Annotated in this window: 16 protein-coding genes; 9 read left to right on the plus strand and 7 right to left on the minus strand. The window is 70.8% G+C overall.

All coding sequences use genetic code 11. The features are described 5' to 3' along the window. Positions 1-4: 4 nt before the first annotated feature. The 4 genes from ACRB68_RS07090 to ACRB68_RS07105 all read right to left on the minus strand — a co-directional run bounded on the left by ACRB68_RS07090 (position 5) and on the right by ACRB68_RS07105 (position 3,663). Positions 5-973 (minus strand): zinc-binding dehydrogenase, encoded by a 969-nt coding sequence (locus tag ACRB68_RS07090; protein ID WP_153531328.1) that lies wholly within the window; start codon positions 971-973, stop codon positions 5-7. Positions 974-1,038: 65 nt separating this feature from the next. Continuing rightward, positions 1,039-1,824: an amino acid ABC transporter ATP-binding protein gene (locus ACRB68_RS07095; protein WP_328593860.1), complete on the minus strand. Its 786-nt coding sequence runs from the start codon at positions 1,822-1,824 to the stop codon at positions 1,039-1,041. Next, a complete protein-coding gene (locus ACRB68_RS07100; RefSeq protein ID WP_153531329.1) occupies positions 1,821-2,747 on the minus strand; it encodes an amino acid ABC transporter permease in 927 nt (308 codons plus the stop codon). The genes ACRB68_RS07095 and ACRB68_RS07100 overlap by 4 nt, the downstream gene beginning before the upstream one ends. A gap of 4 nt (positions 2,748-2,751) precedes the next feature. Next, on the minus strand, positions 2,752-3,663 hold the full coding sequence (locus tag ACRB68_RS07105) for an ABC transporter substrate-binding protein (protein WP_153531330.1): 912 nt from the start codon (positions 3,661-3,663) through the stop codon (positions 2,752-2,754). 356 nt (positions 3,664-4,019) lie between these two features. Between ACRB68_RS07105 and ACRB68_RS07110 the strand changes: the two genes are divergently transcribed. Both ACRB68_RS07110 and ACRB68_RS07115 read left to right on the plus strand, forming a co-directional pair. Next, positions 4,020-5,210 carry an NAD(P)-dependent malic enzyme gene (locus ACRB68_RS07110; protein WP_328593861.1) on the plus strand — a complete coding sequence of 397 codons (1,191 nt, stop codon included), beginning with the start codon at positions 4,020-4,022 and terminating at the stop codon, positions 5,208-5,210. 280 nt (positions 5,211-5,490) lie between these two features. Further along, positions 5,491-6,045 (plus strand): ABATE domain-containing protein, encoded by a 555-nt coding sequence (locus ACRB68_RS07115; RefSeq protein WP_328593862.1) that lies wholly within the window; start codon positions 5,491-5,493, stop codon positions 6,043-6,045. Here the strand turns inward: ACRB68_RS07115 and ACRB68_RS07120 are convergent. After that, positions 6,042-6,392: a S24 family peptidase gene (locus ACRB68_RS07120; RefSeq protein ID WP_328593863.1), complete on the minus strand. Its 351-nt coding sequence runs from the start codon at positions 6,390-6,392 to the stop codon at positions 6,042-6,044. The genes ACRB68_RS07115 and ACRB68_RS07120 overlap by 4 nt on opposite strands. A gap of 141 nt (positions 6,393-6,533) precedes the next feature. Between ACRB68_RS07120 and sodN the strand changes: the two genes are divergently transcribed. The 5 genes from sodN to ACRB68_RS07145 all read left to right on the plus strand — a co-directional run bounded on the left by sodN (position 6,534) and on the right by ACRB68_RS07145 (position 10,440). Continuing rightward, positions 6,534-6,938: a superoxide dismutase, Ni gene (gene sodN, locus ACRB68_RS07125; protein WP_328593864.1), complete on the plus strand. Its 405-nt coding sequence runs from the start codon at positions 6,534-6,536 to the stop codon at positions 6,936-6,938. Positions 6,939-7,091: 153 nt separating this feature from the next. After that, a complete protein-coding gene (locus ACRB68_RS07130; protein ID WP_153531333.1) occupies positions 7,092-8,510 on the plus strand; it encodes a M1 family metallopeptidase in 1,419 nt (472 codons plus the stop codon). 43 nt (positions 8,511-8,553) lie between these two features. Further along, complete coding sequence (locus ACRB68_RS07135) at positions 8,554-9,045, plus strand: GNAT family N-acetyltransferase (protein ID WP_153531334.1); 492 nt, start codon at positions 8,554-8,556, stop codon at positions 9,043-9,045. Between the two features lie 148 nt (positions 9,046-9,193). After that, a complete protein-coding gene (locus tag ACRB68_RS07140) occupies positions 9,194-9,622 on the plus strand; it encodes an ATP-binding protein (RefSeq protein ID WP_407924278.1) in 429 nt (142 codons plus the stop codon). 14 nt (positions 9,623-9,636) lie between these two features. Continuing rightward, positions 9,637-10,440 carry an RNA polymerase sigma factor SigF gene (locus ACRB68_RS07145; RefSeq protein WP_328594076.1) on the plus strand — a complete coding sequence of 268 codons (804 nt, stop codon included), beginning with the start codon at positions 9,637-9,639 and terminating at the stop codon, positions 10,438-10,440. 472 nt (positions 10,441-10,912) lie between these two features. On the opposite strand, the gene ACRB68_RS07150 is transcribed toward ACRB68_RS07145, so the two are convergent. Further along, positions 10,913-11,371 carry a hypothetical protein gene (locus tag ACRB68_RS07150; protein ID WP_235958768.1) on the minus strand — a complete coding sequence of 153 codons (459 nt, stop codon included), beginning with the start codon at positions 11,369-11,371 and terminating at the stop codon, positions 10,913-10,915. 80 nt (positions 11,372-11,451) lie between these two features. Between ACRB68_RS07150 and ACRB68_RS07155 the strand changes: the two genes are divergently transcribed. Further along, on the plus strand, positions 11,452-12,393 hold the full coding sequence (locus ACRB68_RS07155) for a diacylglycerol/lipid kinase family protein (protein WP_328593865.1): 942 nt from the start codon (positions 11,452-11,454) through the stop codon (positions 12,391-12,393). Between the two features lie 293 nt (positions 12,394-12,686). Continuing rightward, entirely contained in the window at positions 12,687-12,947 is a 261-nt protein-coding gene (locus ACRB68_RS07160; protein ID WP_153531335.1) for a WhiB family transcriptional regulator, read from the plus strand. Positions 12,948-13,086: 139 nt separating this feature from the next. Here the strand turns inward: ACRB68_RS07160 and ACRB68_RS07165 are convergent, their stop codons facing one another. After that, complete coding sequence (locus ACRB68_RS07165) at positions 13,087-14,730, minus strand: sensor histidine kinase (RefSeq protein WP_328593866.1); 1,644 nt, start codon at positions 14,728-14,730, stop codon at positions 13,087-13,089. Between the last annotated feature and the right edge of the window lie 52 nt (positions 14,731-14,782).

Raw genomic sequence — 14,782 nt, forward strand, 5'->3', positions numbered from 1 at the left:
CCCGTCAGAGGGTGAAGACGACCTTGCCGAACAGGTCGCCCCCGGCCATCGCGGCGAACCCCTCGCGGGCCTGCGCCAGCGGCAGCACCCGGTCGATGTGCGGCCGGACGCCGGTCTTCACCAGGAACCGCGCCAGCCGCTCCAGCTGGTCGCGGGTGCCCATGGTGGAGCCGGCCACCGACAGCTGCAGGAAGAAGACCCGGTTCAGCTCGGCCGGCGGCACCTGGCCGCTGGTCGCGCCCGCCACCACGATCCGGCCGCCGGGCCGCAGCGACTTCAGCGAGTGCGACCAGGTCGCCTCGCCGACGGTCTCGATGACCGCGTCGACCCGCTCGGGCAGCCGGGCGCCCGGCTCGAACACCCCGTCGGCGCCGAGCCCGGCGGCCCGCTCGCGCTTGGCCTCGTCGCGGCTGGTGGCGTAGACGCGGAAGCCCGCCGCGGCGGCCAGGGCGATCGCGGCGGTGGCGACGCCGCCGCCCGCGCCCTGCACCAGCACGGTGCCGCCCGGCTGCAGGCCGGCCTTGTCGAACAGCATCCGGTAGGCCGTCAGCCACGCCGTCGGCAGGCACGCGGCCTCCTCGAACGACAGCTCGGCGGGCTTCGGCACCAGGTTGCGGCGCGGCACCGCGACCTTCTCGGCGAACGTGCCGGGGTGCACCTCCGACAGCAGCGACCGCTTGGGGTCCAGCGTCTCGTCGCCGCCGCCGCGGGCCGGGTCGCCGATCACCGCGTGCACGATGACCTCGTTGCCGTCCTCGTCGACGCCGGCGGCGTCGCAGCCGAGGATCATCGGCAGCCTGTCCTCGCCGAGGCCGACGCCCTTCAGCGACCACAGGTCGTGGTGGTTGAGCGCGGCGGCCTTCACCGTGACCGTCGTCCAGCCGTCGGGCACGACGGGCTCGGGCCGCTCCCCGAGCTCCAGGCCGTCCAGGGGGTTGTCTTTGTCGAAACGCGAAGCCGTGACAGCGAACATGGCGCCCACCCTACGCAGCCGGACGGCCCGCACCCGGAGCCGGGTGCGGGCCGTCCGGACCGCTGCTACAGGACCTTGGAGAGGAAGTCCTGGGTGCGCGGGTGCTGCGGGTTGGCCAGCACCTCGCGGGGGTTGCCCTTCTCCACCACGATGCCGTCGTCCATGAACACCAGCGAGTCGCCGACCTCGCGGGCGAAGCCGATCTCGTGGGTGACCACGACCATCGTCATGCCGTCCAGGGCGAGCTGCTTCATGACCGCCAGCACGTCCCCGACCAGCTCGGGGTCGAGCGCGGAGGTCGGCTCGTCGAACAGCATCAGCGCCGGCTCCATGGCCAGGGCGCGCGCGATCGCGACGCGCTGCTGCTGGCCGCCCGACAGCTGCGCGGGGTAGCTGCGCGCCTTGTCGCCGAGCCCGACCTGCTCCAGCAGCGCGCCGGCGCGCTCGCGGGCCTGCGCCTTGGACTGCCTCTTCACCCGGACCGGCGCCTCGATGATGTTCTCCAGCGCCGTCATGTGCGGGAACAGGTTGAAGCGCTGGAACACCATGCCGATCTCGCGGCGCTGCGCCGACACCTCCTTGTCGCGCAGCTCGTAGAGCTTGTCGCCCTTCTGCCGGTAGCCGACCAGGTGGCCGTTCACCCACAGCCGGCCCGCGTCGATCTTCTCCAGGTGGTTGATGCAGCGCAGGAAGGTCGACTTGCCGGAGCCGGACGGGCCGATGACGCACATCACCTCACCGGGCTTGACCTCCAGGTCGATGCCCTTCAGCACCTCCACCCGGCCGAAGGACTTGTGCACCTTCTCGGCCTTGACCATCAGGCCGTCGGTCTCGGGAACCGTGTCGGTCATCCCCCACCTCCTAGGCGCAGCATGCCGAGGGTGCGCAGCCGCGACCGGCCGGCCCGCGACCGGGACGTGCCCCGGCCGAAGTAGCGCTCCAGGTAGAACTGCCCGATCATCATCAGCGAGGACAGGAACAGGTACCACAGGCACGCCATCACCAGCATCGGGATGACCTGGTAGGTCTCGGCGTAGATCGTCTGGGACGTCCAGGTGAGCTCGGCGTAGGGCACCGCCGCCACCAGCGAGGTGTTCTTCAGCATGGAGATCGTCTCGTTGCCGGTCGGCGGCACGATCACCCGCATCGCCTGCGGGAGCACGATGCGGCGCATCGTCTGCATCCGCGACATGCCGAGCGCGCTCGCGGCCTCCTGCTGGCCCTCGTCCACCGACAGGATGCCGGCCCGGACGATCTCGGCCATGTAGGCGGCCTCGTTCAGGATCAGGCCGAGCGCCGCGGCCAGCGCCGCGTTGATCAGCTTCTGGGTCTGCCAGGTGTGGAACTCCGGGCCGAACGGGATGCCGATGCTGATCGTCGGCAGCAGCGCGCCGATCGCGCCCCAGATGAGCAGCTGGGTGTAGAGCGGGGTGCCGCGGAAGAACCACAGGTACACCCAGGAGGCGCCGCTCATCAGCGGGTTCGGCGACATCCGCATCAGCGCGAGGATCACGCCGAGGGTGACGCCGCCGACCATGGCCGCCAGCGTCAGCCAGATCGTGTTCCACAGGCCGTGCAGCACGGCCGAGGAGAACAGGAACTTGCCCTGCTCGGGCCAGTTGAGCGCCTTGTTGGTCAGCAGGAAGTGGACGAACATCGCCGCCAGGACGAGCACGACCAGCGCGCCCGCCCAGCGGCCGGGGTGGCGGACCGGGACGGCCCGGATGGTCTCGGGCCGCCCGCCGCCGTCGTCCTTGGAGACGGAGACTGTCATGACGTCAGCTCTGGGCTCCGTTGAGGACCGGTTCGGTGATGGCGCCCTGCTCGACGCCCCACTTCTCCAGGATCTTCTTGTAGGTGCCGTCGGCGATGAGGGACTTGACCGCGCCGAGCACGGCCTCCTTCATCTGGCCGGCGTTCTTGCCGATCGCGTAGCCGTAGGGCGCGGTGTCGTAGGCCTGGCCGATGATGTCCAGCTTGCCGGTCTTCTTGGCGGCGCCGCCCACGATCGGGGAGTCGGCGGCCATCGCGTCGACCTTGCCCGCGACCAGGTCGTTGTTGACCTCGGTCTGCTGCTTGCGGACCACCGCGTTGATGGCGGGCTTGCCGGCGTCGGTGCACTTCTTGCTGCGCGCCTTCAGGTCCTCGACCTGGACGGTGCCCTGCTGCACGCCGATGTTCTTGCCGCAGGCGTCGTCGGGGTTGACGCCCTTGGGGTTGCCCTTCAGCGCCGCCCAGGAGGTGCCGGCCGAGTAGTAGGTGACGAAGTCGACGACCTTCTCGCGCTCCTTGTTGTCGGTGAACGAGGAGACGCCGAGCTCGTACTTGCCCGACTGCACGCCCGGGATGATGGTGTCGAAGCCGGCGTTCTCGAACTGGGTCTTCAGGCCGAGCTTCACCCCGATCGCCTCGGCCAGCTCCACGTCCCAGCCGGTGATCTTGCGGGTGGCCGCGTCCACCGACTCGTTGGGCGGGTAGGACGCGTCGGTGCCGATGACGATCTTGCCGTCGGACTTGATCGAGTCCGGCACCAGCGCGGTCAGCTTGGCGTCGGCTCCGCCCTGCGGGGTGACCTTGGCGCCACCGCCGGGACCGGAGGCCTTGTCGTCGCCACAGGCCGTGAGCGCGAGGGCGCCCGTCAGCACGAGAGCGCCAGCCGCGATGGCGTGACGGCGCAGAGAACCGGTCATCACAGGTCCCCCTCCAGATGAGTCGCCGGATCCGGACAGATCCGCGGGTTAAGTGCACATTTTGGCGCACATATGGCGTGTTCTGGATTAAGGGTCCGAAACGATCGCACAACAACGCGACCCAGCGAATGATCACCGCCCACCTGGGAATATTACGGTACGCGAGCATCTCCGCACGAAAAGTCAACAGTGACGGCCGCCACCCGGTTCCGCCCTGGACCCGGCCGGACGATGTGGCACAATCGGACAACGGGTGACCCCCGTACGTCGCGAGAGATGTCCGCACAGGTGACGGCCACCACACCACCACCGCCTCGGCATCGCCCGGAACTTCTATTTCTCTGACAGGGGTCGCTGTGACTGCTGAGTCCGTTCCCGCCGAACCGTCCTTCCTCGATACCGACCCGGCCTTCCCGCTGCACCGCGGCGGCAAGCTGGAGGTCCGCTCGACCATCCCGGTCCGCAACGCCGACGACCTGTCGCTCGCCTACACCCCCGGTGTGGCCCGCGTCTGCACCGCGATCGCCGAGAACCCCGACCTGGCCTACGACTACACCTGGACCTCCAAGGTCGTCGCGGTCGTCACCGACGGCACCGCCGTGCTCGGCCTCGGCGACATCGGCCCGGCCGCCTCCATGCCGGTCATGGAGGGCAAGTCACTGCTGTTCAAGGAGTTCGCCGGGGTCGACTCGGTGCCGATCGCGCTCGCCACCACCGACGTGGACGAGATCGTCGACACCGTCATCCGGATCGCGCCGAGCTTCGGCGGCATCAACCTCGAGGACATCAGCGCCCCCCGCTGCTTCGAGATCGAGGACCGGCTGCGCGAGGCGCTGGACATCCCGGTCTTCCACGACGACCAGCACGGCACCGCCATCGTCACCCTGGCCGCCCTGAAGAACGCCGCCCGCCTGGTCGGCAAGCCGCTGTCGGAGCTGCGCGCGGTGGTCGCCGGCGCGGGCGCGTCGGGCATCGCGGTCTCCACCATGCTGATCGAGGCCGGCATCGGCGACATCGCGCTGTCGGACAGCAAGGGCCTGATCTACGAGGGCCGCGACGGGCTCAACCCGATCAAGGAGCGGATCGCCAAGATCAGCAACCGCTCCCGGCTGACCGGCTCCACCGAGGAGGCGCTGCGCGGCGCCGACGTGTTCATCGGCCTGTCCGGCAGCACCGTCGAGGAGTCCTGCGTCGCCACGATGAGCGAGAACGCCATCGTGTTCGCGCTGTCCAACCCCACCCCCGAGGTGCACCCCGAGGTCGCCCGCAGGCACGCCCGCGTCGTGGCCACCGGCCGCAGCGACTTCCCGAACCAGATCAACAACGTGCTCGCCTTCCCCGGGATCTTCCGTGGCGCGATGAACGTGCGCGCCCACTCGATCACCGAGGGGATGAAGCTCGCCGCCGCGGACGCGCTGGCCGCGATCGTCGGTGACGACCTCACCGCCGACTACGTGATCCCCGGCCCGTTCGACGAGCGCGTCGCCCCCGCGGTCACCACCGCGGTCGCCGAGAAGGCGCGCGAAGAGGGCGTCGCCCGGATCTGACCCCCCGGGCGGCAGCGCCCGACACGCGGACGGCCCGTGACCACCCGACCGGTGGCACGGGCCGCAGCGTTTCCTACGGACCGTCGGGTCGGCCGTGGAACATGCGCCCGCCGGGCCGTTCGGCGAATGATTTAATGGTCACCACGCGCATCGCCCGGATGATATTTCATATCCTGACGAGACTCGCGCTCCCTTCCCCATGGCTTCGAGGTGTAATACTCGACATAGGGGAATCACACCTACGTTTCACACATCAGGTCGACTCCGTCAGGGAGCGCACGTGGACCTCGGCTCTTACGCAGACCTGGCGATCGAGCTCGTCAACACGCAGCAGCGCGACGCCGACACCCTCGGTGACCTCGATGGGCTGCGCGAGGTGCTCGCGCCCCATCCGCACATGGTCGGCCGGCTCGCCCACCGCGACCTGGACGCCATGCGGGGGCTGCGCGCCCAGCTGCGCGAGATCTTCGTCGCCGCCGACGCCGGCGACGAGGAGGGCGCCATCGATCGCCTGAACACCCTGCTGATCCAGCACCCCGTCCACCCGCAGGTGTCGGGCCACGACGGCCTCGGCTGGCACCTGCACGTCAACGAGGGCGGCTCGATCCCGGACCGGTTCGCGGCCCGGGCCGCGATGGGCCTCGCCGTCAAGATCAGCGACCAGGGCCTGGACCGGCTCGGCGTCTGCCGCGCCGACGGCTGCGGCCGGGTCTTCTTCGACGCGACGGCCGACCGCGCCCGCCGGCACTGCCCGCGGCACCACGCGGACCGGCCGAACGTCGCCGCCCACCGGTCCCCGCGCAACGGCGTGACCGCCGAGGTACCGCCGGACTAGCCGCGCCGCAGCAGGCCCGCCCGCGCGAGCGGGCGGTACCGGGCGACGACCCGCCCGCGCACCAGCCGGTCGGGCACCGCGTCGAAGTCCCAGCTGTCCTGGCGGCCCGCCGCCCGCTGGTTGTCGCTCTCCAGCCACCAGCCGTCGCCGCTGCGGTGCGCCGCCCGCTTGACGATGAGCCGCCCCGGCTCGCGCGGGTGCCCGGCGACCACGATGTCCCCGGGCGCGACCCGGCCGCCGGCCAGCACCAGCAGCCAGTCGCCGGGCCGCAGCGCGGGCAGCATCGACTCCCCGCTGACCTCGACCCGGATGAGCCGCCGCCGCGCCATCTTCGTCCCCCGATCCACGCATGACCGTCCGGCCAGTGGTGATGTTCTCCACACGAGGGGCCTAAGTCGAATTACCGAGCGCCCTGGCCGGACCGGCCGGTCGCCACAACGGTAATGTCGGTCCCCTGAGCATGATCCGTAACGAGGGAAGGGAATCAGGTGCTCGTCAACCTTCTGCGCCCGAAGACCACCGTCTCCGCGCACTGCGACCTGCCGTGCGGCGTCTACGACCCGGCCCAGGCCCGCATCGAGGCCGAGTCGGTCAAGGCCATCATCGAGAAGTACCACGCCAACGAGGACCCGGCCTTCCGCGTCCGCGCCATCCAGATCAAGGAGCAGCGCTCCAACCTGGTCAAGGAGCACCTGTGGGTGCTGTGGACGGACTACTTCAAGCCGCCGCACTTCGAGAAGTACCCGCAGCTGAACGAGCTGTTCAACCAGGCCACCAAGCTGGCCGGCGCGGCCGGCACCAAGGGCAGCGTCGACGTCAAGGTCGCCGACGACCTGCTGGCGAAGATCGCCGAGATCGACTCGATCTTCTGGGAGACCAAGAAGGCCGCCTGACCTTCTGAGCTGCCCGAGGCCCGCCCCCGCCGCGCGCGGGGGCGGGCCTCGTCATGGGTACGGGCCGGTCACCTTGCCGGTTCGGTCTACATCACTGACAAACGCGGCAAGACGTGATCTTCTATGGCGCACAAGTCATAGAAAGGGTGATCCATGCCCCCCAGGATCCGTACCTCGTCCCGGCTCGGCACCGCCGCCCTGACCGCGGGCGCCTGCCTGCTGGCCACGGCGGTGCCGGCGTCGGCCGCGCCGCACGGCTTCACGCCGGGCGCCCCGGGAGCCGGCGACTCCTACTTCCCCGCCGAGGGCAACGGCGGCTACGACGTCGGGCACTACGACCTGACGCTCGACTACGACCCGGCCGGCAACGCGCTGAAGGCGACCGCCCGCATCAAGGCGCGCGCGACGCAGAACCTGTCCCGGTTCGACCTGGACCTGAAGCAGCTCACGGTCAAGAGCGTGCTGGTGAACGGGAAGAAGGCCCGGTTCACGCGCAGCGGCCAGGAGCTGGTCGTCAAGCCCGCCAAGGGGCTGCGCAAGGGCCGCCACTTCGACGTGACGGTCGTCTACGCCGGCACGCCGAAGCCGATCGAGCGGCCCGACATCGGCAAGTTCGGGTGGATCAAGACGCCCGACGGCGCGTACGTGGTGAGCGAGCCCGACGGCGCGTCCACCTGGTTCCCCTCCAACGACCACCCGCAGGACAAGGCGACCTACACCTACCGGGTGACGGTCCCCAAGGGCACCCAGGTGCTGTCCAACGGCGAGCCGGGCGGGGAGTCCACCCGCGGCGGCAAGTCGACGTTCGTGTGGAACGAGCGGACGCCGATGGCCAGCTACCTGGCGATGCTGGCGATCGGCAAGTTCCAGGTGAAGAAGGGCAGGACCGCGAGCGGCGTGCCCGTCATCACCGCCGTCGCGCCGAACCGCGCGAGCGAGCTGAAGCCCATCCACGAGGGCACCATCAAGGCCATCGACTGGGAGGAGAAGGTCTTCGGCAAGTACCCGTTCCAGTCGACCGGCGGCATCCGGGTCGGCGTGGACGTGGAGTTCTCGCTGGAGACCCAGAGCCGGCCGATCTACGGGTTCCAGCCGGACCAGGACGTCATCGTCCACGAGCTGGCCCACCAGTGGTTCGGCGACAGCGTGAGCGTCAAGCGCTGGAAGGACATCTGGCTGAACGAGGGCTTCGCCACCTACGCCGAGTGGCTCTACCAGGAGCAGCACGGCGGCCCGACGGCCAAGCAGACGTTCGACAACCTGTACAAGCAGCCCGAGAGCTGGAAGTACTACAAGGAGCTGTGGACCGCCCGCAAGACGGGCGACCCGGGCGCGAACCAGATGTTCACCCTCACCCCCTACTACCGGGGCGGGATGACGCTGCAGGCGCTGCGCGAGCGGATCGGCGACAAGGCGTTCTTCGCGCTGCTGAAGGCGTGGACGAAGGCCAACCGCAACGGCAACGTCACGACGGCGCAGTTCGTGGCGCTGGCCGAGCGGATCTCGCACAAGCAGCTGGACGGCCTGTTCAACGCGTGGCTGTACACGCAGACCAAGCCGACCACCTGGTAGCCGGCTGAGCGCGCCGCCGGGGGCGGCGGGTAGCCTGAGCTGCATGATCAGGTTTGCTGCCCCCGGCGACGTGCCCGCCATCCTGCGCCTCGTGCGCGACCTCGCCGAGTACGAGCGCGCCCTGCACGAGGTGCGGGCCACCGAGGAGGACCTGCGCGCCGCGCTGTTCGGCCCCGAGCCGAAGGTGTTCGCCAACGTCGTGGAGCACGACGGCGAGGTGGTGGGGTTCGCGCTGTGGTTCCTGACCTTCTCGACCTGGCTCGGCCGGCACGGCATCTACCTGGAGGACCTGTACGTCGACCCGGCGATGCGCGGGAAGGGGTACGGCAAGGCGCTGCTGGCGGAGCTGGCGCGGATCGCCGACGAGCGCGGCTACGGGCGCGTGGAGTGGTCGGTCCTCGACTGGAACACCCCCTCGATCGAGTTCTACCGGGCGGCCGGGGCGCGGCCGCAGGACGAGTGGACCGTCTACCGGCTGACCGGGGACGCGATCCCCGCGCTCGCCCGGGAGCGGTCGGCGGAACTGCCGGGGTGAGTGATGTTTTTCTCCCGTGATGCCGGTTTGCGGCGCGTTCGAACACGTCGGCGCGGACATTGGTGGGAAAGCCACGCGCGGCGAATGACCGATCCGCGGCCCGCAGGCGGTACTTTCGAAGCAGCGGGACCATCCCACGAGGAGTGACGTGACCGAGGAAACCGCTGCAATGGCGGCCAGTACGAAGTTGTCCGTGCGCGATGTGGTGACCGTGAAGCTGCCGGCGGCCGGCGCGTACCTTTCGGTGCTGCGCACGGCGACCGCCGGTCTCGCCGCGCGGCTCGACTTCACGCTGGACGAGATCGAGGACCTGCGCATCGCCATCGACGAGGCGTGCGCGATGCTGCTTCCGCAGGCGGTCCCCGGAACCGATCTGACCTGCCAGTTCGAGCTGACCGGCGATGCGATGAGCATCTCGGTGTCGGTGCTGACGGTGGACGGGCAGGAGCCCAGCCGCGACACCTTCGCCTGGACGGTGCTGTCGTCGCTGGCCGGCGAGGTGGACGCGCAGGCCGGCGCGGACGACCGGGTGACCGTGACGCTGCAGAAGCGCCGCGGTGCGGCGGGGGCCCCGTGACGGAGAAGACGACGGTGGCGGGCGAGAGCACCGCGGTAGAGCGCTCCGACACGAGCGCGGTCCCCGACCGCGCCCGGGCCCGGGCCCTGTTCGTACGGCTCGCCGAACTGCCCGAGGGCGACCCCGAGCGCCAGCGCATCCGCGATCAGCTGGTCGAGCTGCACCTGCCGCTGGTGGAGTACCTGGCCCGGCGGTTCCGCAACCGCGGCGAGTGGCTGGACGACCTGATCCAGGTCGCCACGATCGGGCTGATCAAGTCGATCGACCGGTTCGACCTGGAGCGCGGGGTGGAGTTCTCCACCTACGCGACCCCGACGATCGTCGGCGAGATCAAGCGGCACTTCCGCGACAAGGGCTGGGCGGTGCGGGTGCCGCGCCGGCTGCAGGAGCTGAAGCTGTCGCTGACCAAGGCGATCAGCGAGCTGGCGCAGCGCGAGGGCCGGGCGCCCACGGTCAGCGAGCTGGCGGCGCACCTGCAGATGAGCGAGGAGGAGGTGCTGGAGGGACTGGAGTCGGCCAACGCCTACTCCACGGTGTCCCTGGACGCGCCCGACTCCGGCGACGAGGACGCGCCGGCGGTCGCCGACTCGCTCGGCATGATCGACGAGTCGCTGGAGGGCGTGGAGTACCGCGAGTCCCTCAAGCCGCTGCTGGAGAAGCTGCCCGCACGGGAGAAGAAGATCCTGCTGCTGCGCTTCTTCGGCAACATGACGCAGTCGCAGATCGCGGCGGAGCTCGGCATCTCGCAGATGCACGTGTCGCGCCTGCTGGCGCGCACGCTGGCACAGCTGCGCGACGGCCTGACCGCCGACGAGTAACAGCCCGCAGAACGAAGAACGGGGCCCCGCGCACACACGCGGGGCCCGTTCGCCGTTCGAAGGTCCGTCCCGAGGAGCCGCAGCCCCAAGCCGCCCGGCGCGGCCTCGGCCTCCCAGAGGGACGCCGCCGCGCAGGAAAAGGCCCGGCCTCACAGAGAGAAGCCGCCTCGCAAGGGCCCGACCTCAGAGAAGAGGCAGCTTGGAAGGGCACGCCTTCAGGGGCGCGGCCTCAGGAGGCGCGGCCTAGGAGAGCGTAGTCGCAGAGAGAACGCTGTTTCAAAGAGGGCGCGGCCTCAGAGGAGAGGCCTCAGAGGAGAGGCAGCTTGGAAGGGCGCGCCCTCAGAGGGGCGCTGCCTAGGAGAGCGCGGCCGCAGAAAGAACGCCGTTTCAAAGGGGGCGCTGCTTCAAAGGGGGCGCGGCCTCAGAGAGGGCGCGGGCTCAGAGAGGGCGCGGCCTCTGAAGATCCGCCGTCTCAGGAGTCGTGGCGCTGGGGGCCGCCGGCCGGTGAGTCCGCGGCCTCGTCCTCGCCCCCGGATTCGGCCTCGTCCGCGTCGTGCTCCTGGACGAGCCAGGCGGTGCTCGGGGGGCTGAGCGTCAGCACCAGGGTGGCGATCGCCACGATGCCGAGCGGGATCGCGATGAGAGGCTGGTCACTTTGCCAGAGGGACCAGGCGACCGGCAGCGCGAACAGCTGGGTGAGCACCGTGGGGGCGCGGCTGCCCTGGGCGCCGGCCAGCAGGCCGCGGGCGCAGAACAGCATGGCGATGCCGCCGGCGAGGGCCAGCACGGTGACGCCGATGGCGCTGGCTGGGTCGACGGCCGATCCGATGGCCGTCTCCACGCCGACGAAGACGCCGAATCCGACGGCGGCGAGGCCCTCCGCGCCCTCGAGGGCGGCGGCGGCGTAGACGGTGGCAGGACGCTTCGACACAACCCGAAACCCTACTCGCCTGTCCGGGTGCGGCCCCCACCGGAACCGGGGCAGGGCCGACCGGTCGGTACCCTGACGCCGTGCGCGCGATGCTCATCGCCAATCCCAAGGCGACCTCCACCTCCCGAACCGCCCGTGACGTGCTGGTGCGGGCCTTCTCCGGCGACCTCGACCTGGCCGTGGCCGAGACGGGCCACCGCGGGCACGCGACCGAGCTGGCCCGGCAGGCCACCGTCGAGGGTTACGACGTCGTGGTGGCGCTCGGCGGCGACGGCACCGTGAACGAGGCGGTGAACGGGCTGCTGGCCGAGGGGCCGTCGCCGAAGGTCCCCGCGCTGGCCGTGCTGCCGTGCGGCAGCGCCAACGTGTTCGCGCGTGCGCTCGGGCTGCCCAACGACCCCGTCGCGGCGATCCGGACGGTCCTGTCGGCGCTGCGGGCGGGCCGGCACCGCACGGTGGGGCTCGGCACGGCGTCGCTGCCGGACGGCACCGACCGCTATTTCACGTTCTGCGCGGGGGTCGGGCTGGACGCCGAGGTCGTCCGGGAGGTGGAGCGGCGGCGCCTGGCGGGCGCCCGCGCCGACCCTTCGCTGTATGTGCGCACCGCCGTCCGGCATTTCTATGCCGGAACCGATCGGCGCCGTCCCGCGCTAACGGTGGAAGTTCCCGGGCGCCCCGATCAATCGGGTTTGTTTCTTGCGTTCGTCTCCAATACCTCCCCGTGGACCTTTCTCGGCCCCCTTCCGGTGAATCCGAGCCCGAAGGCGAACTTCACCGGCGGGCTGGAGGTGTTCGGGGTCCGCTCGCTCGGGACGATGCCGGTGCTCGGCACGGTCGGCCGGATGCTGACGGCGCGCACCCATCCGGTCCGGGGACGCCATGTCACCAATGTGCATGATGCGTCGCAGGTCACACTGCGTGCGGAGCGTCCGATCGCCTTCCAGTTGGACGGCGATTACCTGGGCGAGCAGGAGAGCATCACCTTCCGTTCGGTGCCGAAGGCGATACGTATCGTCATCTGAGGCCGCGCCCGCCTTCTGTTAACAGGAAAGCAACGGTCGCGACCCGCCGATGTGACACATGCGACACCCATACTTTGCGAAACATTTCTCCAAGGCCTTGCGTGTGCCCGCGCGCCCCTGACACGCTCAAAGTGCGCCGGCCGACAGGGCCACTGTGCCGTCAGCACCCTGACCGCGGCGCCGCCTGACAATCTCCCATGACTCAAATTTTTGTGTCCTGGGGTGTTCGCGACATGTGAAACCGTTCACAAGTTGAGTGGACGACCGCCACCGCTGACGAAGGAGTGGACCGCATGGACTGGCGCCACGAGGCAGCCTGCCGTGACGTGGATCCCGAGCTGTTCTTCCCGATCGGCAACACCGGGCCGGCGCTCCTGCAGATCGAGGAGGCCAAGCAGGTCTGCCGACGCTGCGACGTGTCCGACGCCTGCCTGCGCTGGGCGCTGGAGTCCGGCCAGGACTCGGGCGTGTGGGGCGCGATGGGCGAGGACGAGCGCCGCGCGCTGAAGCGCCGCACGGCCCGCGCCCGGGCCCGCGCCAACGCCGGCGCCTGACCGCCCGCGAACAGGAACGGCCCGACCACGATCCGCGAAGCACCGAGCCCGCGCCGCGTCCGAACCCCAGGCCGGACAGCATCCAGCGCGACGACGAACCAGAGCCCGTGGCACCCGCCACGGGCTCTCGTCGTTCCCGCTACCGCGGTGGGCCCGGGCGGTGCTGCTGGTCGAGGGGGACGTCCACCACGACCTCGGTGCCGCCGCCGTCGCGGCGGCGGAACTCCAGCCGGCCGCCGAGCTCGCCCACGATGAGCGTGCGCACGATCTGCAGGCCGAGGCTGTCGCTGCTGTCCATGTCGAAGTCGGCGGGCAGTCCGACGCCGTCGTCGCTGACGACCGTCACCAGGCGGCGGCCCTCGCCCTCGGCGGGCGCCGCCGGGCCGTCGGCGACGCCGTCGGCGGCGGTGCCCGGCCAGTCGCCCCACACCCGCACGCCGCCCGGCCCCGGCGCGCCCTCGCCGTAGCGGGCGGCGACGACCTCCAGGGTGCCGTCCCGCTTGGCCAGGCCGTGCTCCAGCGCGTTCTGCAGCAGCTCGGTGAGCGCCATCGCCAGCGGGGTGGCGATCTCGGCGGGCAGCACCCCGAACGAGCCGGTCCGCTTCGGCACCACCCGCGTCTCGGGGGTGGACACCTCGCCCGCCATGGTGATGACGCGGTCGGCGATGTCGTCGAAGTCGATCAGCTCGTCGGGGGTGTGCGACAGCGTCTCGTGCACGATCGCGATGGAGCCGACGCGGCGCACCGCCTCGTCCAGCGCGGCCCGGCCCTCGGGGATCTGCAGCCGCCGCGCCTGCAGCCGCAGCAGTGCCGCGACCGTCTGCAGGTTGTTCTTCACCCGGTGGTGGATCTCGCGGATGGTGGCGTCCTTGGTCATCAGCTCCCGGTCGCGCCAGCGCAGCTCGGTGACGTCGCGGCACAGCATGATCGCGCCGATCCGGGTGCCGGCGACCACCAGCGGGATGGTGCGCAGCTGCATGACCGACCCGTGCGCCTCCACCTCCACCTCGCGCGGGGCGCGGCCCGACAAGACCACGGTCAGCGCCTCCTCCAGCGGCTCGCCGGTGTCGCAGAGGCGCGCGGTGACCTCGCCGATGGACTCCCCGACCAGGTCGGCGGGGAAGCCGAGCCGCCGGTAGGCCGACTGGGCGTTCGGGCTGGCGTAACTGACCTTGCCGCTACGGTCCAGCCGGATCAGGCCGTCGCCGACGCGCGGCGAGCGCACCAGGTTCGGCTCCTCCCCCGGCACCGGGAACCGGCCCTCGGCGATCATCTGGGCGAGGTCGCTGGCGCTCTGCAGGTAGGTCAGCTCCAGCCGGGACGGCGTCCGCGCCGACGACAGGTTCGTGCTGCGCTGGATCACCCCGAGCATCTTGGCGCCGCGCCGGACCGGGATCGACTCCTCGCGGACCGGGATGCCGCTGCCCCACTCCGGGTCGCCCTCGCGCACGATGCGCCGCTCCCGCCAGGCCACGTCGATCAGGCCGCGCCGGCCCGTCCGCACCACCTTGCCGACCAGGTCCTCGGGGTAGGCCGTCGGGCCGGTGGTCGGGCGCATCTGCGCGATCGCCACCCAGCCGGGCACGCCGTCGCGCACCGGGGGGCGGGGCCGGCCCGCCTCGGCGGGCGGCGTCGCAGACGCGCTGAGCGGCACCCACAGCAGCAGGTCGGCGAACGACAGGTCGGCCAGCAGCTGCCAGTCCGAGACCAGCGCGTGCAGCCATTCCAGGTCGTTGTCGGTGAGGTCGGTGTGGTCGCGCACCAGATCGGTCAACGTAGGCACCCTCCAATCATCGCGCACCCGATCCGGTACCGCCGACCCGGCGATGACCTGG

Origin of the sequence: Actinomadura macrotermitis, assembly GCF_009604375.1 — a bacterium.
Lineage (GTDB): Bacteria > Actinomycetota > Actinomycetes > Streptosporangiales > Streptosporangiaceae > Spirillospora > Spirillospora macrotermitis.